General features: G+C 39.2%; 20 protein-coding genes. 4 read left to right on the top strand and 16 right to left on the bottom strand.

What is annotated here, in order from left to right; genetic code table 11:
• Nucleotides 1–3: 3 nt before the first annotated feature.
• Both bhn_RS06785 and bhn_RS06780 read right to left on the bottom strand, forming a co-directional pair.
• Nucleotides 4–864: an AraC family transcriptional regulator gene (locus bhn_RS06785; protein ID WP_071175979.1), complete on the bottom strand. Its 861-nt coding sequence runs from the start codon at nucleotides 862–864 to the stop codon at nucleotides 4–6.
• A 171-nt stretch (nucleotides 865–1,035) separates the two neighbouring features.
• Nucleotides 1,036–2,232 (bottom strand): acetate/propionate family kinase, encoded by a 1,197-nt coding sequence (locus bhn_RS06780; protein WP_071175978.1) that lies wholly within the window; start codon nucleotides 2,230–2,232, stop codon nucleotides 1,036–1,038.
• Between bhn_RS06780 and bhn_RS06775 the strand changes: the two genes are divergently transcribed.
• The gene (locus bhn_RS06775) at nucleotides 2,213–3,583 is read left to right on the top strand and encodes a nucleotidyltransferase (protein ID WP_148661927.1); all 1,371 of its coding nucleotides are present in this window, start codon (nucleotides 2,213–2,215) and stop codon (nucleotides 3,581–3,583) included. The genes bhn_RS06780 and bhn_RS06775 overlap by 20 nt on opposite strands.
• Nucleotides 3,584–3,648: 65 nt before the next feature.
• Nucleotides 3,649–5,760 carry a cyclic nucleotide-binding domain-containing protein gene (locus bhn_RS06770; RefSeq protein ID WP_071175977.1) on the top strand — a complete coding sequence of 704 codons (2,112 nt, stop codon included), beginning with the start codon at nucleotides 3,649–3,651 and terminating at the stop codon, nucleotides 5,758–5,760.
• Between the two features lie 39 nt (nucleotides 5,761–5,799).
• Here the strand turns inward: bhn_RS06770 and bhn_RS06765 are convergent, their stop codons facing one another.
• The 3 genes from bhn_RS06765 to bhn_RS06755 all read right to left on the bottom strand — a co-directional run bounded on the left by bhn_RS06765 (nucleotide 5,800) and on the right by bhn_RS06755 (nucleotide 9,180).
• Entirely contained in the window at nucleotides 5,800–6,573 is a 774-nt protein-coding gene (locus tag bhn_RS06765; protein ID WP_071175976.1) for a hypothetical protein, read from the bottom strand.
• Nucleotides 6,574–6,658: 85 nt separating this feature from the next.
• Complete coding sequence (locus tag bhn_RS06760) at nucleotides 6,659–7,507, bottom strand: sugar phosphate isomerase/epimerase family protein (protein ID WP_330393256.1); 849 nt, start codon at nucleotides 7,505–7,507, stop codon at nucleotides 6,659–6,661.
• Between the two features lie 170 nt (nucleotides 7,508–7,677).
• Nucleotides 7,678–9,180, bottom strand: coding sequence for a UxaA family hydrolase (locus bhn_RS06755; protein WP_071175975.1), 1,503 nt, complete (start codon nucleotides 9,178–9,180; stop codon nucleotides 7,678–7,680).
• Nucleotides 9,181–9,368: 188 nt separating this feature from the next.
• Here bhn_RS06755 and uxaC point away from each other — a divergent pair, with 188 nt between their 5' ends.
• Together uxaC and bhn_RS06745 are read left to right on the top strand one after the other, a co-directional pair.
• The gene (uxaC, locus tag bhn_RS06750) at nucleotides 9,369–10,787 is read left to right on the top strand and encodes a glucuronate isomerase (protein ID WP_071175974.1); all 1,419 of its coding nucleotides are present in this window, start codon (nucleotides 9,369–9,371) and stop codon (nucleotides 10,785–10,787) included.
• Between the two features lie 5 nt (nucleotides 10,788–10,792).
• A complete protein-coding gene (locus tag bhn_RS06745; RefSeq protein WP_236845977.1) occupies nucleotides 10,793–11,818 on the top strand; it encodes a LacI family DNA-binding transcriptional regulator in 1,026 nt (341 codons plus the stop codon).
• A 240-nt stretch (nucleotides 11,819–12,058) separates the two neighbouring features.
• Here the strand turns inward: bhn_RS06745 and mnmA are convergent, their stop codons facing one another.
• The 11 genes from mnmA to bhn_RS06690 form a co-directional block, all read right to left on the bottom strand.
• On the bottom strand, nucleotides 12,059–13,138 hold the full coding sequence (gene mnmA, locus bhn_RS06740; RefSeq protein WP_071175973.1) for a tRNA 2-thiouridine(34) synthase MnmA: 1,080 nt from the start codon (nucleotides 13,136–13,138) through the stop codon (nucleotides 12,059–12,061).
• Between the two features lie 4 nt (nucleotides 13,139–13,142).
• Nucleotides 13,143–14,597, bottom strand: coding sequence for a cobyric acid synthase (locus tag bhn_RS06735; protein WP_071175972.1), 1,455 nt, complete (start codon nucleotides 14,595–14,597; stop codon nucleotides 13,143–13,145).
• 71 nt (nucleotides 14,598–14,668) lie between these two features.
• Complete coding sequence (gene mscL, locus bhn_RS06730; RefSeq protein WP_071175971.1) at nucleotides 14,669–15,154, bottom strand: large conductance mechanosensitive channel protein MscL; 486 nt, start codon at nucleotides 15,152–15,154, stop codon at nucleotides 14,669–14,671.
• A gap of 119 nt (nucleotides 15,155–15,273) precedes the next feature.
• On the bottom strand, nucleotides 15,274–17,757 hold the full coding sequence (locus tag bhn_RS06725) for an ABC transporter substrate-binding protein (RefSeq protein WP_071175970.1): 2,484 nt from the start codon (nucleotides 17,755–17,757) through the stop codon (nucleotides 15,274–15,276).
• A 3-nt stretch (nucleotides 17,758–17,760) separates the two neighbouring features.
• A complete protein-coding gene (locus bhn_RS06720; protein WP_071175969.1) occupies nucleotides 17,761–19,035 on the bottom strand; it encodes an ABC transporter permease in 1,275 nt (424 codons plus the stop codon).
• Nucleotides 19,035–20,552: an HlyD family efflux transporter periplasmic adaptor subunit gene (locus bhn_RS06715; protein ID WP_071175968.1), complete on the bottom strand. Its 1,518-nt coding sequence runs from the start codon at nucleotides 20,550–20,552 to the stop codon at nucleotides 19,035–19,037. The genes bhn_RS06720 and bhn_RS06715 overlap by 1 nt, the downstream gene beginning before the upstream one ends.
• A gap of 28 nt (nucleotides 20,553–20,580) precedes the next feature.
• Nucleotides 20,581–21,495 carry a carbohydrate ABC transporter permease gene (locus bhn_RS06710; protein WP_236845976.1) on the bottom strand — a complete coding sequence of 305 codons (915 nt, stop codon included), beginning with the start codon at nucleotides 21,493–21,495 and terminating at the stop codon, nucleotides 20,581–20,583.
• A gap of 3 nt (nucleotides 21,496–21,498) precedes the next feature.
• Complete coding sequence (locus bhn_RS06705) at nucleotides 21,499–22,365, bottom strand: carbohydrate ABC transporter permease (RefSeq protein ID WP_071175967.1); 867 nt, start codon at nucleotides 22,363–22,365, stop codon at nucleotides 21,499–21,501.
• A gap of 58 nt (nucleotides 22,366–22,423) precedes the next feature.
• Nucleotides 22,424–24,613 (bottom strand): ABC transporter permease, encoded by a 2,190-nt coding sequence (locus bhn_RS06700; protein WP_071175966.1) that lies wholly within the window; start codon nucleotides 24,611–24,613, stop codon nucleotides 22,424–22,426.
• Nucleotides 24,585–25,490, bottom strand: coding sequence for an ABC transporter ATP-binding protein (locus bhn_RS06695; RefSeq protein ID WP_071175965.1), 906 nt, complete (start codon nucleotides 25,488–25,490; stop codon nucleotides 24,585–24,587). Before bhn_RS06695 ends, bhn_RS06700 begins: the two co-directional genes overlap by 29 nt.
• Nucleotides 25,487–25,873: a GntR family transcriptional regulator gene (locus bhn_RS06690; RefSeq protein ID WP_071175964.1), complete on the bottom strand. Its 387-nt coding sequence runs from the start codon at nucleotides 25,871–25,873 to the stop codon at nucleotides 25,487–25,489. The genes bhn_RS06695 and bhn_RS06690 overlap by 4 nt, the downstream gene beginning before the upstream one ends.
• Nucleotides 25,874–25,896 lie beyond the last annotated feature (23 nt).

The raw sequence follows: 25,896 nt of genomic DNA, 5'->3' as shown, positions 1-25,896 counted from the left end.
TTATCATCTGTTACAGTTCTGAGAGTATTTCTTTGGTGAAATACCCACAGACTTGGTGAATGACTTAAGGAAATTGCTGTAATCACTAAATCCGCATCGTTCGCAGACTTCACTGACACCAATACCCTCTGCTAAAAGAGATTTGGCAATAGAAATTCTCCTTGCAGTCATATACTTATTGATTGTAGTACCAGTTGCAGACTTAAACAATCTGCATATGTAAGATTCGCTGATGAAGAACTGCTTGGAAAGATCCCCTATACTGATCGGATACTGAATATTATTGTTAAGATATGAAAGTATGGCATCAACCTGATCATTATAAGTAGAAACCTTGTTAGGCACATTATCACTAAGCTTATTATTGATGATCTGATTGATCATAACAAAAAGCTCAGTAAAAGTAGCCTTTTCAAGCAGATCATGGCCATAATCATTACTTGAAAGGATCTTATTTACAAAATAAAGAAATCTACTCTGCTGCTCAGAAGTAAGACTTATCTTGTGGGAAAACTCTTCCGTTCTTTTTTGGAAACATGCATCCAGATTGGTCTCATCAGACGATATACTCCGCATAAAGTCAGGGTCTATCATGATGACGATTCTCTCGTGAAGTTCTTGATCTATCTGAGTCAGATAATGGGAATCATACTGATTGATCAGGAAAAGATCTCCTGGCGCAATATCATAGATCTTATTATCGATAAGAAACTGTTTGCCTCCGGAAATTGAAAAATAGACTTCATAGCAGTCATGGATATGCATCTCCATGGCCTTCTCATCCTTATACAAGTGGGCAATACTGAAATACTTATTTTCAATACTTGCCGCCATAGCGTCCTTGCACGAATTTAGTTCTCTCATTACTACCTCTTTATTTCAATATAATCTAAAATATAATACCATTATGTTATAGTAATGCTTCATTATTTTCAAGTTTTTTATATTTTGTATCAGTTTTTATAGAAAATATTGGAAACAAAAAAGCCAATCGCACCGCTTGGGTACGATTGACTTGAAGTTTTTTAAAAAATATTATTTGCAAAGAGCAACTGTATCACGTGCAATTGCAAGCTCTTCGTTTGTAGGAACAACTAAAAGAGTAACCTTGCTGTCTGGAGTTGAGATAGTCTTCTCTTCACCGCGGACCTTATTTGCTTCAACATCGATCTTGGCACCAATGAATCCAAGTCTGTCACAGATAAGCTTACGAACAAATCCGCTGTTCTCACCAACACCAGCAGTGAAGCAGATAGCATCAACGCCGCCCATAGCAGCTGTATATGAGCCAATGTACTTAACTACTCTGTATACAAAAGCATCAACTGCTCTTCTTGCTCCAGCGTGTCCGTTATTGTAACCTTCCTCCAGATCTCTGAAATCAGATGAAAGATCATCAGAAAGACCAAATACACCAGACTTCTTGTTAAGAAGGTTAGTAACATCAGCAACTGTAGAATTCTCTTTTTTCATGATGAACTCTACTACTGAAGGATCGATATCACCTGATCTTGTTCCCATGATAAGACCCTCAAGTGGAGTAAGTCCCATTGATGTATCTACGCACTTGCCACCGTCAACAGCTGAAATTGAAGCTCCATTTCCAAGGTGACAAACGATGAGTTTAAGATCCTTCGCATCTTTTCCAAGGAGTTCAACAGCTCTCTTAGAAACATATGAATGGCTTGTTCCGTGGAAGCCGTATCTTCTGATACCATACTTCTCATAGTATGAATATGGAAGTCCATAAAGATATGCATCCTGAGGCATTGTCTGATGGAATGCTGTATCAAATACTGCAACCATAGGAACACCAGGCATAACCTTCTGGCAAGCTCTGATACCGATGAGGTTTGCTGGATTATGAAGTGGTGCAAGATCTGAAACCTCTTCAATGGCCTTAATAACCTCTTCTGTGATAACAACAGACTTTGTGAACTTCTCGCCGCCGTGAACGATACGATGTCCAACAGCACCGATCTCTGAAAGTGAAGAAACAACGCCATTGTCCTTGTTAGTAAGAGCTTCTATCACGAGCTCAATTGCCTTGTTATGATCTGGCATAGGAGTAACTACTGTAACTTTATCCTTGCCTGCAGGTGTATAACTGATCTGGCTTCCGTCAATTCCGATTCTCTCGCATAATCCCTTGCAGATTACCTGCTCTGAGTCTGAATCAATAAGCTGGAACTTCAGTGATGAACTACCACAATTGATAACCAAAATTTTCATTTTAAAGATTCTCCTAATTAAAATTAAATCTAATATATATTTACTAATATATTTTACCAAGGTATTATTTTATAACAAGGAAAAAGTTGCACAAAAATTGTATTTTATTGAAAGTGCTTACATTAAGATGAAAACTGTAGCTGTAATAGCAGAATTTAATCCGTTTCACAACGGTCACAAATACATATTGGAAAAAGCCAAAAAGGAAACTAATGCAGATAATCTCCTTGTAATAATGAGTGGAGATTTCGTTCAACGAGGCGCCCCTGCATTTTTAGACAAGTTTTCTAGAACTAAAGCTGCTCTAAATTCAGGAGCAGATCTGATTTTGGAACTTCCAATTTATTATAGTCTTGGTAGCGCTGAGTATTTTGCTCAGGGCGCTGTTTCTATACTTGATAGACTAGGTATCGTAAATGATCTTGTTTTCGGAAGTGAATGTGACGACATCTCTCTCCTGTCAGATATCGCAGATATTCTCGCAAATGAGCCTGCTGATTTTAAAAACATGCTCCAGGACAGGTTAAGATGCGGAGACAGTTTTGCCCTTGCCCGTGAGAAAGCTGTATTACAGGCACTTCACACAAATGATCCCAGGTTAAAAGATATTCTATCAAGTCCAAATAATATTCTTGCTCTTGAATATCTAAAGGCACTTAAAAAGCTAAATAGTTCAATAAAACCTCACTCCATAAAGCGTTTAGGCTCTGATTATAATTCAAAAGAACTGTCTGATATGCCAAGCGCAACTGCTATCCGTTCATATCTTGCAGAGAATAATAAAATAGTTCAAGACGAATTAAAGAAGATGGTTCCCATAAGCTCTTTTGACAGTATAATAGATTACGATGGGCAATTCGGAAATACAGAAAACTTCACGAAGCTCTTATATTACAAGCTGTTTCAATCCAGAGAAAAAGGGCTTTTGGAATATCTTGATATAAACGAAGAATTATCAAACAAGATATTAGATGCGTCAGAGAATCTCATGTCCTTTGACGAGCTCTGCATCAAATGTAAGTCCAAGAATATGGCCTATTCAAGAATATCAAGAAGTCTTATACACATCATACTTGATATGAAGGCCTCAAATATGGATGAATACAAAGCCGATGGTTATACAGGCTACGCTCGTATCCTTGGCATGAAAAAAGAAGTATCTCCTTGCATAAAAGAGATAAAGAATATAGGAAACATCAAGATCTTTACTCAATTAAAAGAAGCCCCTGACCAACTTTCTGATTTGGAGATGAGGTTGCTTAACGAAACTCTTTTTGCAAATAAGTTATACAGCCTTGAATTCAAAGGCCAAAACATAAACGAATATAGACTTCAACCGACAATTCTTTGATTGAAGTCTATTTTTATACGTGATAACATTATTATATATGCTTTTATACACACTTGGAGGAAAAAATGGGACTTGAGAAGATAGAAAAAGGCACGATCATACACAAGGCAGGCGAGGATACCGTAGGTACCATCGAGATCCTTGTAAAAGGAAGTATCAAAATATACGATCAATTCTCTTCCATTACCATGAGTGTCGGAAGCTTTATTGGAATTGTTGAATCCCCCGGTAAAAAATATATTTACTCTTACGAAGCACTTGAAGATTCTGCAGTTTATTCATATCCATTTGAAGACTTAACAGACATTCCACCTATCGTAAGATCTAATCCTAAGATTGCTCCTATATTGGCAGCTCAGTCTGTTGCTACTGCTTCTAAATGCTGCGACGTATACGAAAAAGAATATGATGATGCTCTTTCTGAATACGAGAAGATCATCGCTGATTATGCTGACTACCCTAGCCTATGCATCAAAGTCGGCGAAACACCAATGATCTTTAATGAGATCGATGAGATCATTCCACCCGAAAAAACAGAAAAGATCGGTGAGTGGGCCTTTCCTTACATCAGAAGCTTAAAAGAAAATGAGGCAATCCTCAAAAAGTCATTATATTCGATCAATATCGACATCGCAGCTGGTATCGTAATGTCTACATTTTATATCTACGACAACATATCAAGGGAAAACCAGCTCCTTGGCGAATATAGAAAAGCACTAAAAAAGAAAACTGCCAACTTTACTGCAAATATGAAGATGATAAATGCTAAGCTCTCCGATATGGAAAAGAATGCAGATGGAGGCTCAAGCGTTGTGACAGTTGTTAACGCACTTAGCACTATCCTTGCTTATTCCGGCGTATCACCCGAAATTGCAGCCAAATTCGAAGAACAGATAAATCAGTTCAAGAATAGTAGTAACAGATATGATTCTGAAGACGAGGCAAGAGCCCTTAGACGAAATCTTGGAAATACCTTCTATGAAGTATTTACACCTGCTTTCATAAAAAGTCTTAGTGATGACAACTATCCTATGGAAGTTAAGATGTTCTTCATGTTCGGCTTTGTGGATGAAGAACTTGCAGGTGAAAAGAACACTCAGATTCTTTACAATATGGCAAAAGCCTACATGCCTGATCCAGAAGGCAATGTAGTCACATTATATGAATGGCTCAAAAAGATATATAATCTCGAGGTTGAGCCTTCCAGAAATGAATTTGACCAGGACTGGGAAAGTTATCTTCGTGAACAGAAAGCAACCGGTAACTTAAAGCAGCCTCAGATTGATGCCATGGTCAATGACCCAAAGAGCAGACTTGATTTTGAGATCCACAACCTCTTCTCTTTAGGTAACAGAATGACCTTTGGTAGAATTTCTTCCTTCGTTCCTGTATTTGACGAGATGAACGTATTAAGACCTCTTGATATGGCTTATCTTACCTACAGCAAGATCAATGAATATTTTGCTAAGATCAGAGCTATTGATTATGGTGTATTTTGCAGACAGGCTGTTTATTCAAACCCTGAGATCGGTGTTACACAGCTCTTTTACGCAGACGATATCACACCATACATGATCCTGATGCCAAACGTTGGTAGCAGAGCTTCTCTTTGGCAGGAAATTGAAGGCAAAAAACGTAGTACAAAAGCAAGAATGCTGGTTTCAATATTCAACACCGAAAATACTGAAGAATGTATGGTAAGACTTTTTGGCGAATTCAGATGGGAAATGTGCAAGACTGAACAGGGTGTTCACTGGAACGACGTAACTGATCCATCTCTTACTTCCATGTACTGTGACTATCTGCAGTTCTTCAAAAAGAACTCAGCTCTTTCTACAGAAAATAAGGAAAAGTTGAAAACTGACCTTAAGAAATATTCTAACAACTATAAGAACGTGTTTATTGCTGATTATCTTGCTTACGTCAAGTTCGAAGCAAACGGTTCACCAAGGCTAAATAAGGTAGCAAGAGAGATTCTCTTTACCTTCTGCCCTTTTGCAAAGGAGCTTAGAGAAAAAGTCTCAGACAACCCTCAGTACACTGAGCTGATAAATCACTATCAGGCTCATATAGGTAATATTGCAAAGCCTGTTATGAACATGGCAAGTAAGCTTAAACGTGATGGAATCGAGGTTCCAGAACAGATCACAAAACAGTTAGAACATCTAAGCAAATAAAAAAGGCGGCCAATTGGCCGCCTAAATTATTCTATAAAATTAGTCAAGCTTCTCAGCGTTCTCAAAAAGATGTGTAACATCATCCTTTGTAAGACCACCTGTTGTAAGGCTCATTACATATCCATTGTCTACAAGGCAGCATACTCTCTCGTAGTAATCAATTCCCTGGATTTTAGATGAAATAAGAAGTGATGAATGCTCCTCACCCATGAACTGAACCTTGTCAATCTCAGTTGTGACATCCTCAAATCCCTGCTGTGTAAGAAGATCTACAACTGAATCAGCTGAAGCATTAAGAACTGTCTCCTCATCAACAAGAGTTGTAACAAGTGAACCAACTGACTGAAGTGCTACATTGAATGACTTAAGCATTGTATCATCTGTTGCATAAGCAACGATCATAACCTTACCCTCGTCAACGTACTTCTTGATAGTATCATTTGTGAAATCGCCAGCTGCGTTATTAAGATCTGCAACTGCCTGCTCATCAGCAAAAGACATATCGCTATCGATGTTGAACTTAAGATTGAAGTTCTCATTGATATAAGCCTGTCCATCAACATAACCAGCAGCCTCATCAGCTGTAACTTCTGTAGCTTCCTCAGATGAAGCCTCGCTTGCAGCTTCTACAGCCTCTAAAGCTGAAGCCTCTGAAGATGCCTCATCAGCGCTATCCTCTTTGATTTCAAAAGAAGCCTCTGAAGACTCTTCGCCAGCCTTTAAAGGTCCCTTATCTGTGTCTGTTTTTCCACATGCTACGCTGGAAGCCATGATCATCATAGCAAGCATAGCTACTAAAAATTTCTTCTTCATAAAACTCTCCTCTTATAAAATATGGAATAATTATCCTGCTTTTCGCACAAGCTATATTACCAAAAATAAGGGGATAAATCAAATTTTATCTATCTAGATACTCTTTCTGAGCCTTTTCTATACACTCACGAGATGATACTGCAACATCAGGAGTGGTATCTTCCAAAGTAGCCTGAATAAAAGGCTTATTGTCTATTGCAAACTTAACAATGGACGAATAATCAAGTTCTCCAAGTCCACATCCCATACTTACAACACCTTCGTCTGTAAGAATACAGTCCTTAAGGTGGATCATGCAGATATCTTTGCCAAGAAGCTCATGAGCTTCTTCAAAGACTTCGTACTTTCTGTCGTAGTTGTCAGTCCAGAGAAGATTTACAGGATCATAGATGATCTGAAGGTTTGGTGAACCGATTCTGTCAAGAACCTCTCTAGCTCTAGCAGGAGTATGTACGATATGTCTGTAAACAGGCTCAATCGCCACAATAACACCCATCTTCTCAGCATATTCTACAACTGGTCTAAGATTAGTGATAAAAGTATCAAGAGCTTCCTGAGAATGGCAAGCCTCTTTGTCATAGTGATAGTCAACGTTTGGAGCACCTGTTTCTGTTCCAACCATGCCACATCCCATAAGTGCTGCAAAACGGATGTGAGCCATGTACTTCTCCTGAGTCTTTTTAAGCTCTTCCTGATCAGGTGTTGCAAGATTTAAATAGCAGCCAAGAACTGCCACATCAAGATCTGCCTTTCTAAAAGAATCCCTAAGATACATAGCATATCCGGGAGTAAGTGCTGAAGGCTCAGCTGTAAAGCCAGGAACCTTGGAAAGAGCTATATGAACGCAAGAAAATCCCTGCTTTTTTATCTCCTTAAGTCTCTCTTCAAAAGGAAGTTCAACTGTATCATGAAATCTGATACCAATCTGCATCATAATCTATATCCTCCAAAAATCGTTCATTAATCGTCATGAAGAGTATAGCCCAGTTCATAATTCAAAAATAGTTACTATATTTACATCAATATCGATTATCTTTACATGTTACTTATTATTCAGTTCTTTAAGGATCTGATCAAGATAATTCAATGAACATTTATATCACGTTATAAAGTAACTCCTCGTTTCCAGATAGCCATATCGTGGAAACCGGCAATTTCGCTTTTTAGCTTTTCACCGGAAGCTGTTCTTAGAATTTTGTTGTAAAGTTCGTCTGTTAATTCATCGAAGGTTTTTCCTTCAAGGATCTGTCCTGCTCTATAATCGATCCAGTTACTCTTTTTATCTGCGATCATGTTATTGCTTGCAATTTTCATGGTAGGAACGGGACATGCAAATGGAGTTCCTCTTCCTGTCGTGAAAAGGACTATCTGTGCTCCTGAAGATGCAAGAGCTGTGGCTGCACAAAGATCATTTCCCGGAGCGCATAAAAGATTTAAACCTCTTTCATTGGTCTTTTCTCCATACTTTAAAACCTTCATGACAGGATAATCTCCAGATTTCTGAGTACATCCAAGAGACTTATCTTCAAGTGTCGTAATTCCACCTGCCTTATTTCCTGGAGATGGGTTCTCATAGATAGGTTCTCCCTGCTTGGTAAAATACTCTTTAAACCCGTTTATCATATCCACAGTGTCATTAAATGTAGCTTCATCCTTGCATCTGTTCATGAGGATAGTCTCAGCACCAAACATCTCAGGCACTTCAGTAAGAATAGATGTACCACCATTTTCAATGATCCTGTCAGAAATCCTTCCTACAAGAGGATTAGCTGTTATACCAGAAAATCCGTCGCTTCCTCCGCACTTAAGACCGATGATAAGGTTAGAAGCACTAACTGTCTCTCTCTTATCGTTTGAAGCTACATCAATGATCTCTTTTAACAACTTAAGACCATCTTCCATTTCATCATCAGATTCCTGACAAACAAGGAACTTAACCCTTGATTCATCCACCTTACCAATGTAAGGTTTAAGGACGTCGATATTACTATTCTCGCAGCCAAGTCCTAGAACCAGCACTCCGCCAGCGTTAGGATGATTGACCAGGTCTGAAAGGATAGTCCTTGTGTGTTCCTGATCATCGCCAGTCTGAGAGCAACCATAGTTGTGAGTAAAAGCAACAACTTCATCAACGCTACCCTTAACATAGGTATTTGCTATCTTAGCAAGGGCTGTTGCAATGTTATTGACACAGCCAACTGTAGGTATGATCCAGATCTCATTCCTGATACCAACCTTACCACTTGCTCTAACGAAACCTTCAAAGGTACTTTCCTTTGAACCCATACGAGTGATCTTTTTTGAAATATCCTCCGTATCAGGCTCATATCTATATTCTAAGATTCCATCAAGATTAGTCTTGATATCATGAGTATGGACCCAGCTACCAGTCTTAATGTCATTTGTAGCATGTCCAATCGCATAGCCATATTTAATGACATTCTCATTTTCTGAAATGTCCCTAATTGCAACCTTGTGGCCAGCATTAACATCTTCTAAAAGAGTAATTTCCTCCCCGGATGAAAGTGAGATTTTTTCTCCTTTGGTCATAGGTTCAAGACAAACTACAACATTATCCTCTGGATGTATCTGTAAAAATCTACTCATAATTCCAAGCCTTTCTCATAATTGATGTAAGCGTTTACATTAAAATCATATATTCATTAAATCCTAGAGTCAACAAATTTTTACTATTGTAAAGAGAAAATGGCTTTTGTATAATTTAGGGGACAAAACATGAAAATGCTTACATTTTTGTAAAGCCAAATAAAATCAATATTGTTGGAGGGTTCATAATGAAGAAATTTATGGATGCAGATTTTCTTCTGCAATCAGATGCAGCTAAGACAATCTATCATGACTACGCTGAGAATATGCCTATTCTCGACTATCACTGCCACATTAGTCCAAAGGAAATTGCTGAGGACAGACACTTTGAAACCATCACCCAGGTATGGCTTGGCGGCGATCACTATAAGTGGCGTCTCATGCGTGCATTTGGTGTCGATGAAAAGTACATCACAGGCGACGCTTCTGACAAAGACAAGTTCCTTATGTTTGCCAAGTGCCTTGGCAAGGCTGTTGGTAACCCACTCTATCACTGGGCACACCTCGAACTTCGCAAGTACTTTAACTACGACGGAGTTTTAAGCGAAAAGACTGCAGAAGAAGTTTATGACCTTTGCAACAAAGTTCTTCAGGCTCCAGATATGGGTGCAAGAAAGCTCATCAAGATGTCAGACGTTACACTTATCTGCACAACAGATGACCCTATCGACACCCTTGAATGGCACGACAAGATCAAGGCTGACACATCATTCGACGTAAAGGTTCTTCCAGCCTGGAGACCTGACAAGGCAATGAATATCACAAAGCCTGACTTTGTAGATTATATTGGTAAACTCTCAGTAGTTAGCGGCGTTAAGATCTCTTCTTTCAAAGATCTTAAAGAAGCTCTCAAGGTTCGTCTTGATTACTTTGGATCAAAGGGTTGCAACGTAACAGACCATGCTCTTGAGTACGTTATGTACCGCCCTGCTACTGATGATGAGATTGAAGCCATCTTTGCAAAGAGGATCAAAGGTGAAACTGTTTCTTATGAAGAAAGCCTTAAATTCCAGACAGCATTCATGCTCTTTGAAGGCGGCGAGATTGCTAAGCGTGACTGGGTAATGCAGCTTCACTTTGGTTGCAAGCGTGATAATAATACAGCTATGTATGAAAAGCTTGGACCTGACACAGGATATGATACAATAGGAGCATACTATCCTATGGGTGAGCTTGCAGACTTCCTTGATGCTCTTCAGAAAACAGGAAGCCTTCCAAAGACTATTCTTTACAGTCTTAACCCTAACGATAACAAGATCATCAATACAACACTTAATGCATTCAACGAAGGTCCAGCAGTTGCCAAAATCCAGCAGGGAAGCGCTTGGTGGTTCAATGATACCAAGCTTGGTATGCAGGAACAGCTTCAGTGCGTAGCTGAATCAGGTAATCTCTCAGGTTTCGTAGGAATGCTCACAGACTCAAGAAGCTTCACATCTTATACAAGACATGACTACTTCCGCAGAATCCTGTGCAACTACCTTGGAAGTCTTGTAGAAAACGGTGAATTCCCAGAGTCAGAAATTGACACACTTGGTAAGATTGCTGCTGATATTTCATACAACAACGCAGTAAGATATTTCAAATTTCCTTTAGAGGTTAGATAAATTTTATGAGTAACCAGATGACTATTTATGACATTTCCAAAAAGGCAGGGGTTTCTATCGCTACTGTTTCAAGAGTCTTAAACGGAAGCGCCAATGTAAAGCCCAGAACCCGCAAAAAGGTAATGGATATCATAGAACAATATGGCTATAAGCCAAATGCATTTGCAAGAGGACTTGGTCTTAACTCAATGAAGACCATTGGAATCCTCTGCGCTGATGCTTCGGACCTTTATTTAGCCAAAGCTATCTACTATATAGAGCAGAGCCTTCGTGAAAACGGCTACCACTCCGTTCTATGTTGTACAGGATATGAGATGGAATCAAGAAAAGAGTCCTTGAATCTCCTGTTATCACAGCACGTAGATAGCGTAGTCATGGTTGGTTCTCACTTTATCATGAATAATCCAGAGGACAACCAATACGTCAATGATGCTGCTGCATCAGTACCTATCATGCTCCTTAACGCTGATTACGATTGTCCAAATGTTTACTGCACTCTCTGTGATGACTACAAAGCCACACAGGATGCAACTGAGAAGCTCATAGCCGCAGGATGCAAAAAGATATTATATCTTTATAACAGTAACTCCTACAGCGGACAAAAAAAGCTTGCCGGTTTCCAAAATGCTCTTTTAACAAAAGACATTCCACTCAAAAAGGAAATGCTGCAATGTTTCCATGGAAATCACGAAGACATCGATGGAGTAAAGAACTTTTTAAATGATCTTCACGACAATAAAGGAATTGAATTTGACGCAATTGTGACCAGCGAAGATTTCCTTGCTGTTGGCGCCATGAAATATGCCCGTGCCAACAAGATAAGTGTTCCAAAAAGCCTTCAGATCGTGGGCTACAACAACTCAATCCTAGCTCACTGTTCTGAGCCGGCCATCTCTTCCATAGATAACCGCTTAGAAGATATGTGCCTGCAGCTTGTCAAAACCCTTATCGGAGTTCTCACCTCTACCGAAACTCCACAGAAGACCATCTTCTCTGGTGAACTCATAGAGCGTGGTTCAACAAAACTTTAATGGCAATCCCTCATGGTTTTTAACCTTGGGGGATTTTTTATGTCATTTTTGCTATAAAGTTTAGGTTTGCCCTCGTCAAAAAAATGAAACTTTTCTAAATGCTCACTTCGTGAGCATAAGAAAACGTCATTTTTTTGAAAATCGTTCAAACTCCAAAATTCATAGCTTGAAATGGCATTAAAAATCCCTCCGAAGCCGATAGGCTAGGGAGGGTTAGTATTATATGTTATGTATCAAGCATTATGAGTTAGAGATGATGCCACCACCAAGAACTATATCACCGTCATATAATACACAAGACTGACCTGGTGTTGCAGCACGCTGAGGCTCATCAAATACAACTAATGCGCCACCATCTGATGTAGGAGTGACGGTACAAGGCTGCTCTTTGTGGCGGTAACGGATCTTAGCAAGACATCTAAATTCAGAAGTTGGCTTTTCACCTGTTATCCAGTGGAAGTCTCTAATAGTGAGTTCACGTTTAAAGAGATCTTCATTGTCACCGAGGATAACTTGGTTATTTGGGACGTCTAACTTAGTAACATAGAGTCGCTTCTCTGCTGGGATACCTAAACCACGGCGCTGACCGATGGTGTAGCCGATGATGCCATCATGGGTTCCGAGGATGTTCCCGTCACGGTCTACGAAGTTACCCTTAGGGTAATCTTTTCCGCGGTAGCGTTTGATCATGCCAGCATAATCACCGTCAGGTACAAAACAGATATCCTGGCTTTCTTTTTTGTGGGAAGTAACAAATCCCTGAGAATCTGCAATCTCTCTAACTTCATCCTTGGTATATTCGCCAAGAGGGAAAGCTGTATGTGCAAGCTGCTCCTCCGTAAGATCATATAAAACGTAGCTCTGGTCCTTGGCAAGGTTCTTAGCTTTCAGAAGATAAAAGTGTCCGCCCCGTTCTTCTATCCTTGCATAGTGACCTGTCACGATCACGTCGTAGCCCATTTCCCTTCCCTTTTGATAAAGAGTATCAAACTTAAGATATTTGTTACATCTGATACATGGATTTGGCGTCTCCCCCATCTCATAGCTACAAACAAAGGGTTCAATGACCTTATCTCTAAACTCTGCCTCATAGTGATAGATATTGTAATCTATACCGATCTTGTCGCAAACAGATCTGGCATCCTGTGTATCATTAAGACTACAACAGGTTCCAAAAAGATCCTCGCCTATCATATCATTTTCATATAGACGCATGGTACATCCCATGCAATCATACCCCTTACTTGTCATGAGATAAGCTGCTACGCTACTATCAACTCCGCCGCTCATGGCAATAAGCGCTTTTTTCTTTTCACTCATCAATTTAATCCTTTATCTTGACTTCCTTTAAAGAGCCGTAAATCGTATCCATATCAATATTAGCTCTTATGGTATCTGCTAGTATATCATATTGAGACTCTTTAAACTCAGAATATGACAATAAACTTATACTCTTTTTGCCAAGAATCTTCAAGATGTCCGCCGCAATTCCGCCTTCATCAAAGATTCCGTGAACATAAGAGGCGTACACATTGGCGCCGTTACTTATGACTACATCTTTAATACCGCTCTGTCCCATGTGTATCTCGTATCCCTTATATTTTTTGTCCTTGATACTTTCAAATACTCCCTTAGGAAAAGAGATACTGCCATTCCTTTGAACAGTTGTCTTTACAGAGCTCATCTTTGTATCAATATCAAGAAGCCCCATTCCCCTTATCTGTGTCAAAAGACCTGATTCCACCTTGTCTTCATCTGAAATAGAATTACCAAGCATCTGAAGACCGCCGCAGATTCCAAAGACAGGCTTAGTCTTAGAAAGCCTTATTATCTCTCTTTCAAGACCTGATTCTCTGATATATTTAAGGTCCTCTATAGTATTCTTGCTGCCTGGCAGGATGATCATGTCAGGATCACCAAGTTCGTAGACGCTATCTACGTATCTGACAGTTACGCCCTCCTGCATCTCAAAAGCTCCAAGATCAGTAAAATTCGATATTCTAGGATATCTTATAACCGCAATATCTATAACTCCATCTAAAGCTCTTTTATTATCAAATCGCGAAGTCAGAGAATCCTCATCATCAACCTTGATATTCATGTAGGGAATAACACCTACAGTCTCAATACCAAGCTTATTTGTAATAAAATCAATTCCGCTATCAAGTAGAGACTTGTCTCCCCTGAACTTGTTAATGATAAGCCCAGTAATCCTAGCCTTCTCTGAAGCTTCAAGCAGTTCAACAGTTCCATAGAGCTGAGCAAAAACGCCGCCTCTATCGATATCGCCAACTAAGAGGACCGGGCTATCAACCAGCTCTGCCATTCCCATATTTACAATATCATTTTCTCTAAGGTTGATCTCTGCCGGACTCCCAGCGCCTTCTATAACAATGACATCAGCATCCTCTGAAAGTTTACGAAAGGCATTTAATATATCAGGAATTAAAGTCTTTTTGTAAGCAAAATAGTCTCTGGCCTTCATATTTCCAAGGGCCTTTCCATTTACAATGACCTGTGAGCCCACATCACTTGATGGCTTTAATAAGATCGGATTCATATAAACAGATGGCTTAACTCCTGCACACTCAGCCTGCATAACCTGAGCTCTTCCCATTTCAAGCCCTTCCTCAGTGATATAAGAGTTAAGTGCCATATTCTGGGACTTGAAAGGAACTGCCCTATATCCATCCTGTCTAAAAATCCTGCAAAGTCCAGCAACTAAAAGACTCTTTCCAGCACCAGACATTGTGCCCTGAACCATAATAACCTTTGCCATATTCTTCACCTCAAAAATGCCCTTATACAATTAAGTATAAGGGCATACGCATACATATTGCTACTACTAGCTTAGTCAAGCTCAGATGTGCAGTGAGGGCATCTTGTTGCTTCAATATTGATCTCACTCTTACAACGTGGGCAGATCTTGGTTGTTGCAGGTGCCTCTGCCTTTTCCTTTTCAAGCTTATTGCTGAGCTTATTCATGAACTTAACGATAAAGAAGATCACAAGAGCCATCAAAATAAAGTTAATGACAACTGTGATAAATGTTCCGTAGTTAAGTGTTGCAGCTCCTGCCTCTTTGGCAGCTTCAAGTGTTGCATACTCTGAACCATCAAGGCTTACAAACATGTTGTTAAAATCAATTCCGCCTGTAAGAAGGCTTATAACTGGCATGATAATGTCATCTACAAGTGAAGAGATGATCTTCTGGAAAGCGCCGCCAATGATAACACCAACAGCCATATCCAAAACGTTACCACGCATGATAAACTCACGAAATTCCCCAGCAAGGCCTTTTCCCTTGCCTGCTACTTCTTTAACCTTTTCTGTCATACCCGTTCTCCCTATACTGAAATAAAATTTTACGTTCTTTAGAAATTATAGCACAATAACCTCAAAATAGGGGCAAATTCCTATTTAAAGAACAGGCGGTGCACTGCACCGCCTGAAGATCAACTGTTTTCGTTAACGTAGATTGAAAGTCTGCTCTGAATGATATCGCATACCTCTTTTGCGCTCTTCTGACCACTAAAGTATGCTGAACCTTCCTCAGAGATAATGTTGTTGATGTTATCATTGTAATACATTATGAAATGAGAATTCTTAACGAGGTTATCAATCTGATCAACATCTTCCTGAGAAAGATTTGGAACTTTCACCTCCTGGTCACCAACGTAAAAATACTCTTCGACTTCCTGTTTATTTCCGTCTTCATCTTCATAGTATTCAGGCTCCATAGAAGCTTTTTTCATCTTCTCATAACTTGAGGTCCTGATTGGGAAGTCATAGTCAAGTGAATCCTGGAATTCCTCTGAAAGGAAATACTTAACAAATTCCCAGGCACCATCAGCATACTTTGTCTGAGAACTAATGCAAAGAGTTACGCCAGGATAGATAACTGAAGTATTTTTAGATCCTGGAAAGCCAACAAACGCTACATCCTCACCAAAACGGCCATACTTTTCTCTTTTAAATGAATTGAAGCCATAAATGCCTGTAACATCAAATAATGCATTATCTGTTCTGAAAGCTGCATCGTAATCATCATAGAACATTGTGTTCTCGTCATATTCTTGTGGGAAATCATTTATAAATTCCATGAACTCTACAAAGCTATCGCTATTAAAGTTGCATGTCTTGTTGCCCCAGTCAATATAATCCTTGCCAGAGAACGCAAGACCAAAAGCCAATATGTCATTTCTAAGGATCAATCCAAAGGCTTTTGAAGGAGAAACATTCTTGGCCTGAAGGAGATTTCTGTAGTCTTCCATTGAAAGAGTTGTCTGTCCCTTTAATAATGATGCCTTACAGATAACAGTTGCAACTTCAAAATAAGGAACAACCTGATACATCTTGTCACCTGTCTTAAATGCATCTACGATATTATCAAGATATTCAGCCTGTCCGACATCTGGATCATTGTTAAAATATGATGATACATCAAGGAACAATCCCTTGTTGATATAACTCTCAATTGGACTTTCAAGGTCAAAAGCCATGATATCAGGAACATTACCTGAAGCAACATCAAGATTAAATTTCTTTACGCCTGCATCATAGTCTTCTTCTGTGTTATATGTTGAGTAATCAACTAACTTGATCCTGTACACTTCATTATTCTGGTTAAACTTGGCAGCTGCCTGTCTAACATGATAGTCGATATATGCACTACCTAAAGTAATGATAGTTCTGTCTTTTACCTGATCAGCTGGAACCTTGGTGAGTCTTGATAATGTGAGGTTATAATCAAAATCAGGAACAAATGCAATGAGTTCTGTATCACTGACTGCAACTACATCACTAAGGTTATATGTCAAAGAAAGGTCTGAATCTACATAGTCCATAAGCTTAACAAGCTTGTCTGACTTAAGGTCATAACCATAAATAGCATTATCATCAGCACCGTAAACATCATAACCATTTCCACTAAAGAATGAGTAATAGTTATAGCCATTTAATGCCTGTGACTTGTTACCGATCGTTTTATTGTCAAAATCAATTGTACCAAGGAGTCTTCCTTCATCTGTATAGCCTGATACAAAGATATCACCATTATAGCCTCTTATAAGATCAAAACATGATCCATTATACTGGGCTGTAACATCAATAACAGGTGTAAATCCGCTCTGTTCATCAAACTTTGAAATGTCATGATTTGAACTTACGATAAGTCCATAGTTTTCAGAATAAACAAGACCACATGGGCTATAATAATCCCCCTCTTCAAGGTCTGCACCAAGTTTAACCTTGTAAACCTGATTTCCTGCATTGTCATACTTGACGAGGTTGTACTCTTCGTTTACTTCCTCATCATATTCTGCACCAGCATAGCCCTCTTCTGGATCAATATCCTCAGAAGATTCTTCACTACTTACATCACTTGCTTCTTCTGATGCTTCTTCTGATGCTTCTTCTGTTACTGTCTCAGGCTTTTTTTCATCAGAAGCCTCTTTACTTGCTTCATCTGAAGCGTTGTCATCATTATTTTCAGAAGAGATCTCTTCAACAGCTTCCTCTGGAGCGTCGCCCATATCGCCGTCAAACCAGTTATACTTGCCTAGAATGCCATAGATATTGCCATCCTTATCAAAATCAATATAGCTAAAGCTCTCATCCGGTTCAGCAGCGATCTTAACATCCTTAAGATCTGATCCATCTGAGTTAAATGAATAAACATTGATAAATCCATCTTCGTTATAAGAAGTCAGATAAATTCTGTCTCCAACAATCTTAAGGCCATTAAGTCCATTGGTATCAAGTCCCTGAACTTCAAATGCTTCCTGCTTGAACACATAGTCTTTAGAGCCTTTTGCAGCTTCATCCAAGATGCTGTCTCCATCCTTTTTCTCCTTGCCACAACCAGTTGCCAGAGAAACTGCCATTGTAAGTGCAAGAGAAACACTAGTTATACGTTTTAATAATTCTCTTTTTTTCATAACTTAACTCCTCTCCTTTGCCCCTCTTTCTTCTTTTTTTTGCTTTTGTCTTACTTCAAAATCATATTTCTTGTCGGAAAGCGTCTGTACAATGCCAGATACCGTCCATTTCTTGTGTCTATATAGATAAACTACATATGCAGAGAACATGCATATAACAATGAGCTTGCATATCCATCTGATAGTAAATAAAACAACCAAAATATCTTCATATCCTCTGGCAAGGTTCTCCCAATATGGATAAAAGATTGCCTTATTCCACATGCTCCTTGTACCAAAGGAAGTCAGTATGTCGTACATGGAAAAAGCTGAAAATCTATCCGAATTATCAACAACTGAAATATACCTGTCATCAAGAGAAGTGCTCTCTTTAACAATTGCCTTTACAATTCCATCAACTGGACTTGGCATGACAACTTCATAGCAATTGATACCGCCACGTAGAGATGTTTTGCCATCTTCTGAAATCTCTTCCTTTTCGGTCCTGCCACTTAGGATAGTTCCGTACTTACAGAGGCTGTCGTAGGAAATATAGGCTAGTCCACCTTGCTGACCAGCTGTTGTCCTCATCTTACCTTCCTGTCTTTTTACAACACCGGAAACATAATGAGGTATATCACCGATGGTAACCATCTGCCCCACTACTTCGCTTGAACCAAAAAGTTGCCAGGAAAGATCCTCATCAATAACGATCTGATCCTTCATAAGAGCATCCTTGTTGTAGTAGCTTCCGCTTACAAGCTCAAGTGGGTGAAAGAGAAAAAAATCGCCATATGTTCCTATTGCTGTAACATTATCAGCAGTCTTCCCTTCAAAAGATATGGACACAAGTCCCTGAGCACTGTAGCAGCTAGAATATAGCTTGGTGTCTTCTTCAAGGTCTTGAGTTTCCTCATTGCCACCATTTTCACCTATTTTTTGAGTCTCAACGATCTTAGGATCCTTTTGGTCACTCTGATCATCGTCATCAGTTTCTTCTACGATTCCCGCATCAGTCATCTTGGATTCCATGACGTACTCCATCTTCTTGATGAAGTCCGTATCGATCATCTGATCCTCGGTAAAAAAGACACTGACCTGAGCCATCATTTTGCCATCAGCTGACCATCTGTCTGCTGCACTCTGTTCAGGAAGCTTGTTTATAAGAGCTCTGCTGATAAAGCCAAGTACAAGATCTAATAAGATCAGCGTAATGACAACAATAAAAGCCTTACTCTTTATGATCTTTAGTATTTTGTTTTTTATCTTTTCTTTATCAAGATTCTTAAAAAACTTCATTACTCGTTTGCCAGCCTTACTTGTTCTCCTGCCTTAACAGGTTTATTTGATGTAGTGATAACGTACTCATAATCATCTATTGCAGCTGTGATAGCTGAATTCTTGTCATCTGATGCAACTACTGTTACATCTGCTCTTGTAGCTGTATATCTGTTGCCAAGAGGACTGGATTTACTCTTGACTATGAGAACAAATTTACCATTTGAATCAGATTTGATAGCACTGTTAGGAACTATCATGTCGTAGTTCTGAGTTCTCTCACCAATTGCAAGAGAAAGAGTCTGACCTGGAGTAACCTCTGTACTCTCGATCTTAAATGTTAGAAGCTTTTTGCCTGCAGGATCAGTCTTGTCATTTTTGATCTGTGTAAGTGTAGCTTTAAAATCTGAGCTAAACTGCCATGCATTCTGTGGCTGCGCTGCATCTCCAACCTTAAGCTTAGCTGCTTGGGCATTTGTTACAGAAAAGCTTGTTGTCATATCTTTTCCATCAACCTGAATAACTGCAATTGTCTCATCAGCTGATGTTGACTCGCCGGCAACCTTTGATACTGAGCTGACAGTTCCTGCAACTGGAGACTTTACAGAGGAGCCAACTGACTCTGCTTCAAGCTTTGCGATCTTTTCCTTCTGCTCTGCGATGGAATCTCTCTTAGCGCAAAGAGATATCTCCACATTGATGCTCTTTAACTGATCTGTCTTAACCCTCTCAGCCTCTTTTAAAGCTGCTGCTGTCTTAGCTTTCTTTTCAGATGCTGTTGCAAGCTTCTGATCATAGCTAAATCCTGACTGTGAGCTATATGTAGAAAGCTGTGACTTATCTCTTGTAAGCTCAGCAACGAAGTTATTAAGCTCTACGACTCTGTCTTCATCGCCATCATTCTTGGCTTTCTCGATATCTACCTGAGCCTGTGCCAGAAGATACTCAGGAGTTGCTGTGTTGTAGTTCATGCCAGCCTGCTCGTAAGCACGGAGCTGTGTGAGGTAATCAATCTCTGCCTGAGCTGCGTTATCTTCTGCAAGGGCTGCATTATAAGTATCAAGAACATCCCCAACCTGTGCCTGATACGTATCGTAAGAAGCTGTCTTACCATTTCTTACGTTTGTTATAACGTTACTTGGAACATCTCCTGAAAAGAGCATCTGCTCATATTCAAGCTCCATGGTATCCAAAGACTCTTTTGCCTTTGTAAGCTCCTCAGATTCCTTGTCCTCAAGATAATAGATGACATCTCCGATCTCCACATGTGCACCCTCTTTGACAGCAACACCTGAGATCTTTCTGGTCTCTTTTACCGTGATATTGTATGGATCCTCAGCCGTTACAGTTCCTGAACCTCTGATCTGTGGACTGATCGTTCCATCAGTTATCTGAACTGTTGCTACCTGAGGAAGCGAATAATTCATGATGGTGTTTGAAAAGAATGTGAGGATAAGCATAACTGTAAGGAATGCTATCGCAACATTCTTCACCATATCTTTCCTGTTTACAGGCTTTTTTTCTAAATCCTTGGACATAACATTTACTCCCTTTATAAACTTTTTGTCATCCTTTAATTCCGCCCTGATACGAGATTCCCTCTACCAGATAGTCCTCACCATAAAGGAAAATGAGAAGTGGTGGGACCAGATATATTACTGCAACCGCAAAGGCAAGTGATATCTCTCCTGCATTGATCTTGGACAGGAACACTGACAGCGGATGCAGATCAGTATTTGTCAAAAGAATCAGTGGCTGCTCAACCATGTTCCAAAAATCAAAAAATACTAAGATGGCAATTGATGCTATACCACCCTTACAAAGTGGCATATTGATCCTCGAAAAGATGTACCACTCTCCTGCTCCATCTATAGAAGCCGCCTCTATAACTTCTTGAGGTATTCTTCTCATGAACTTGGTCAAAAGATACACAGCAAAAGGAGAGAAGAATCCCGGAAGCCATATGGCCCACCTTGTATCTATGATGCCCATAGCCTTAGATACCAGGAAGTTAGGAACAAGTGTTACCTGATAAGGCATCAGCATCATTATGATGTATGAAAAGAATATTACTCTTTTAACCTTGCCGTCATATCTTGAAAAGCCGTAAGCTGCAAGGGTTGCGATACCCAGCTGCACTACCACGATAGGAACTGTATAGATAATTGAGTTCCAAAACTTTATAAGGTACTGAGGGCTCTTAAATAGCACCGTAAAATACTGAGAAAAGGTCACCATATCAGGTATGAACTTAAGGTTCACAGTCTTGGATATGAAGATCTTGCCGCCCTTTTCCGTTGTTGCAAATATTGAGCCGTAGTTGGCGCTTATTTCTGATGAACTCATAAATGAATTCGTAATGGTAAGTATGATCGGAAGAAGGAAAATAAAAGCAAAAATAAATGCTGCTATAGTAACAAGCACTGTCTTGTAGTTATCTATCCTCTTCCTTCGTCTGTACATTTTTTGTAAAAGATTCATAGTTTAGCCCTCTACGTCTTTCCCATAGAAGTTCTCAACAGCATACATGATGTATACAAGGGCTGTTACTACTATGAACATTATGATAGCTGCCGCAGACAATTTCTGATAATCGAGAGAGGCAAAAGTATTATTCATGAAATGCTGCAGCAGATATAACGAAGTAACCGGATAGTCGCCAGTCATAAGGTAAACCTCTCTAAATACCTTAAATGAGTTGATAAGCGACATGATCGTTACAAAAAGTATCGTTGAAGACAAGTATCTGACTTTGATAAGCCAGAAAACCTGCATCTTGGATGCATTTTCAAGGGCCGCTACTTCCAGAAGCTCCTTTGGAATACTGGCAAGAGCCGACATGAAGAGGATCATGTTGTACCCAAGATTCTTCCATAGGAAAAGAGCTACTATAACAATGTAGGCTTTATCTGACTTTAGCCAGTCAATCTTGTCAGCACCAAAGAGCGCTGTGAAGTTATTTACAAGACCGTTGTAATGAAACATTACCTGCCAGATCAGAACAATTGATGCTGTAGGAACCATTAAAGGGCTTAAGAAGAAAGACCTAAAATAGCTCTTAAATGGTATCCTTGACTCCATGACAGCTGCCAGGAATAGTGAAAGCAAAACTGCCAGAGGAACTGCCATAAATGAAAACTTTAGAGTATTCATTCCGGCAAGCTTAAATGCATCATTGCTCCAAACATTTATATAGTTTGCAAAGCCTACAAACCTCTTTTGAATAGGGTTATTGATCATGGAGTAATAAATAACTACCATGAAAGGGGCCACGAAAAACAGCAGCACTCCCACTATCGAAGGAAGTAAAAACAGCCAGGAGATCATGCTCTTTTTTTCATTGGCTGACATAGTCCCTGTCCTGAGCCTATGAAGTTTTCTTTTGATCCTAGAAAATAATTTGGCCAACTTAGTTATTAGTATCCTTTACTACAAATTCTGGAATATTTCCCCAGTCAAAATTCATATACTGACCATAGCTACCATAATTACTATTTGGTGTCTCACCTTCTCTTGTAACTACAACAGAATACTGACCACAGAGTGTGCTGTGATCACTCCAGTAATTAAGGAAATCGTTAAAGTGTGCTGTTTCACAGATTTCTTTTATCTGTTCAGGATCTGTATAAATTACAGAAACAGAATCAAGATCTGAAGGAACTTCATTATAATCAGTAACAGACATATCATAGCCTGGATAATAGTTTGTAACTTCTATAGATTTAATCTTAGACATATCAAGCTCTGATCCAGAATATATTCCGTATTTTTTCATAAGAGCAATAGTCTTCTCATAGTTTTCATAAACAGGAATGTTGGCATCTACGTAATATAAACCATCATTTGAATATTCGATGCTGCCAATAGGTCTGTGATCATGCATATATGAGTATGAGAAGTAATTAAGAATATCCTCTCTTAATGCATCGCTAAGCTCTTCATAAGGAAGTTCTGTTGAAATAAGTGTCTCATTTATAGTGCTATATCTGACGATCCTGTTCTTGGAATTAAATTCATCAGAAGCTCTGAGTTCATCGTCGAAAAAGACGTCAAATCTGCCCTTCAAGTACTCATCTGAAGCTAATACCTTATCCATAAGCTCTGGATCAACATCAAAAGGAATAACAATGCTTCTATAGATATTCCTACCGCTCTTCATCCTGTACAGAATAGTCACCTCATATCCATCTGCATATGAATTACTGTTCTCACTGTTTCTTGCAGCTTCTCTTGAGTTGTCCATTCCAAGCTTGGCAATTTGGATGAAATCATTCACGTTTGTTATGTGCATGTGATCTTCTTCTGATGTAACGAAGTCATTATCTTCATTGGACCAGACATTGAACTCACCGTAATAATCAATTATTGCGCAGCTCTCCACCTTCTCAGGATTTGGAATATATGAATCATAGCCCAAAAGATCGCCCTTAAAGATAACAAAGATAAGAAGCACGACTGCAATAGCCATTATGGTCTGTGGAATTCCCTTAAAGAACCTTCTGATATTGGTATCAATGATGACTTCAAAAATGCATCCAGCAAAGATAGTTCCAAGGATCATGATAAAGCACATAAGCATGCAGAGCTTTTTGTTCCATACGTTCTCATACATTATGTATACAAGATATCCTGTTCCAAGGCCCACCATTACACACAAAGTAACTTTCACAAACCATCTAAATGGTCTGAAAGCAATGCTCTTACCTGCCATCTCAGCTTTACGCCTGCTGCTGATAACGAAAATAAGAACAAAAGCTATAACAGCTACTAAAAGGGTATCTATCTCAAATCTAAGGTTTGATAAGATCCTATCCTGGAGAATGCTCATATTCTCTATCATCTTGCCAGAAGTTGCTCCGCCAAATCTTGAATTAAAAGCAACTAGTTCTGTAAATCTATCAAACACAGGAGAAAGATAAACAATCATCTTGTCGTTAAAGCTGTATGTGGCATAGAAAAGTGACTTGAAGAAACCAAGTTCAACAGCAAAGATGATCGAAGCAAATGCAAAAAGTCCTGTGACTAATATTGCTGAAACATAGGTTCCGCAAAGCATGATAGCAACAACAGTAACGTTATATACTGCAAAATAAAGAATAATGTTATTAATAAACTCCACTAGCACAGAAACTAAAACCTGTTTGTTGATTCCGCCCATACATGCTGCAATGATCAAAGCAATGATCTCACTTACACCGAACATAGCTAAATATGTAAGAAAAGCACTAACAAAAGTCTTTTTGATTCTCTGAACCCTTGTTGTAGGCTGACTCAGATAGAAATCAATCCTGCTCTGACTAAAGAGATATGAAAATCCCTGAAAAGCAAAAACAACACCAATCAGCATTACAAGAAGAAATGTAATGCTATCAAGTCCCATGATCCTGCTGACTGCCCTGCACTTCTCCATCGCAAGCACTGCATCTGTCTGATTGTACAGTCTGTAATAATTTATTGATCTTGAGATCATCATGATGACGCCAAGAACAAAGTAAGCAAACACAAATGGGAATGCTACAAGTGAAGTCCAAAGAGTGCCTGTAATATATTTCTTCTGATTTTTTATCTTATCACTGAAGGACAAATTTGCGGATGTCATATCCAACTACCTCCGTCTCACTAATAAAGATTTCTTCTAATGTAAGAGCAAGAACTTCAAAGAAAATAGGATTGCCTCTCTTGAAGGCTGTCTCAATCTCTTCTCTCTCGCCTCTAATTGTAATAGTGTGAAGTCTTCCTCTCTTTTCATGAAGGAGAATGTCAAGACCATCAAGGGCTCTCTTTTCATCCTCTTCTGATGAGAATACGCACTGTACCTTCTGCATCTGAAGCTTCATGTCCTCGATATCCTCTGAAAGGATAACTCCGCCCTGATGAAGAAGACCGATATGATCACAGATATCTTCCAATTCTCTAAGGTTATGAGATGCGATAACAGGTGTAAGGCCTCTATCTTCCATCTCAGCAGCAAAAAGAGATTTAACTCCCTGTCTCACAACAGGATCAAGACCATCAAAAGTCTCATCGCAGAGAAGATACTTTGTTCCAGCGCAAATTCCAAGAAGGATAGAAACCTGCTTTTTCATTCCCTTTGAAAAAGTTGATATCTTGCGCTTGGCATCAAGGCCAAAGCCCTGGCACATCTTAAGGAATCTTAACTTATCAAAAGTGTCATAGACTCCATCATAATATGTTGCCATATCTTCTGGTGTTGAATTTGGAAGGAAATACTGGTCATCAGAAATGTAAAAGACATCCTTTTTTACATCAGGATTGTCGTAAACAGGTCTATTATCAACAAGCACAATTCCTTTGTCTGGCTTGATAACGCCAGCGATTATCCTAAGAATAGTGCTCTTACCAGCACCATTTGTTCCTACAAGTCCGAATACTTCTCCATCAAGTATTCCAAGAGAAACACGATTGACAGCTTTTATTTCATCAAATGATTTTTCCAGATCAAGTAATTCAATCATGCTCTACCTCCAGTCCCCAAGCTTCCGCCAAAGCGGATCTTAATTTCATTCATAAACTCCTCAATAGGTATACCAATCTCATCAGCTTCAAATAAAAGCTTTAGTATCTGCTCTATAAGCTCTTCCTTCTTATTTTCCTTAAGGGAATCATTGCCCTTAACGAAATTGCCGCGCCCTTTGACAGTGTAAATAAATCCCTGTCTCTCGAGCTCAGCATAAGCCTTCTGAACTGTATTAGGATTAGTAGACAGCTCCATAGCAAGGCTCCTGACAGATGGCATCTGATCATCAGCCTGTAGTATTCCTTTGTAGATCTGAGCCTTGAAGTTCTCTACTATCTGTTCATAGATTGGTCTGCTATCTTGATAATCAATAAGTTTCATCTCATCCCTCACCCATTGTTTAA

The sequence above is a fragment of the Butyrivibrio hungatei genome, assembly GCF_001858005.1.
In the GTDB taxonomy this organism is placed as follows: Bacteria; Bacillota; Clostridia; order Lachnospirales; family Lachnospiraceae; genus Butyrivibrio; species Butyrivibrio hungatei.
Note: the sequence above shows the minus strand (reverse complement) of the source record. Positions and strands in the feature narration are given on the sequence as shown.

What these genes read in the sequence shown, in the direction of transcription:
- bhn_RS06785 (WP_071175979.1), bottom strand. Translation starts at nt 864, where the DNA reads ATGAGAGAACTAAATTCGTGCAAGGACGCTATGGCGGCAAGTATTGAA.
- bhn_RS06780 (WP_071175978.1), bottom strand. Translation starts at nt 2,232, where the DNA reads ATGAAAATTTTGGTTATCAATTGTGGTAGTTCATCACTGAAGTTCCAG.
- bhn_RS06770 (WP_071175977.1), top strand. Translation starts at nt 3,649, where the DNA reads ATGGGACTTGAGAAGATAGAAAAAGGCACGATCATACACAAGGCAGGC.
- bhn_RS06765 (WP_071175976.1), bottom strand. Translation starts at nt 6,573, where the DNA reads ATGAAGAAGAAATTTTTAGTAGCTATGCTTGCTATGATGATCATGGCT.
- bhn_RS06760 (WP_330393256.1), bottom strand. Translation starts at nt 7,507, where the DNA reads ATGATGCAGATTGGTATCAGATTTCATGATACAGTTGAACTTCCTTTT.
- bhn_RS06755 (WP_071175975.1), bottom strand. Translation starts at nt 9,180, where the DNA reads ATGAGTAGATTTTTACAGATACATCCAGAGGATAATGTTGTAGTTTGT.
- uxaC (WP_071175974.1), top strand. Translation starts at nt 9,369, where the DNA reads ATGAAGAAATTTATGGATGCAGATTTTCTTCTGCAATCAGATGCAGCT.
- bhn_RS06745 (WP_236845977.1), top strand. Translation starts at nt 10,793, where the DNA reads ATGAGTAACCAGATGACTATTTATGACATTTCCAAAAAGGCAGGGGTT.
- mnmA (WP_071175973.1), bottom strand. Translation starts at nt 13,138, where the DNA reads ATGAGTGAAAAGAAAAAAGCGCTTATTGCCATGAGCGGCGGAGTTGAT.
- bhn_RS06735 (WP_071175972.1), bottom strand. Translation starts at nt 14,597, where the DNA reads ATGGCAAAGGTTATTATGGTTCAGGGCACAATGTCTGGTGCTGGAAAG.
- mscL (WP_071175971.1), bottom strand. Translation starts at nt 15,154, where the DNA reads ATGACAGAAAAGGTTAAAGAAGTAGCAGGCAAGGGAAAAGGCCTTGCT.
- bhn_RS06725 (WP_071175970.1), bottom strand. Translation starts at nt 17,757, where the DNA reads ATGAAAAAAAGAGAATTATTAAAACGTATAACTAGTGTTTCTCTTGCA.
- bhn_RS06720 (WP_071175969.1), bottom strand. Translation starts at nt 19,035, where the DNA reads ATGAAGTTTTTTAAGAATCTTGATAAAGAAAAGATAAAAAACAAAATA.
- bhn_RS06715 (WP_071175968.1), bottom strand. Translation starts at nt 20,552, where the DNA reads ATGTCCAAGGATTTAGAAAAAAAGCCTGTAAACAGGAAAGATATGGTG.
- bhn_RS06710 (WP_236845976.1), bottom strand. Translation starts at nt 21,495, where the DNA reads ATGAATCTTTTACAAAAAATGTACAGACGAAGGAAGAGGATAGATAAC.
- bhn_RS06705 (WP_071175967.1), bottom strand. Translation starts at nt 22,365, where the DNA reads ATGTCAGCCAATGAAAAAAAGAGCATGATCTCCTGGCTGTTTTTACTT.
- bhn_RS06700 (WP_071175966.1), bottom strand. Translation starts at nt 24,613, where the DNA reads ATGACATCCGCAAATTTGTCCTTCAGTGATAAGATAAAAAATCAGAAG.
- bhn_RS06695 (WP_071175965.1), bottom strand. Translation starts at nt 25,490, where the DNA reads ATGATTGAATTACTTGATCTGGAAAAATCATTTGATGAAATAAAAGCT.
- bhn_RS06690 (WP_071175964.1), bottom strand. Translation starts at nt 25,873, where the DNA reads ATGAAACTTATTGATTATCAAGATAGCAGACCAATCTATGAACAGATA.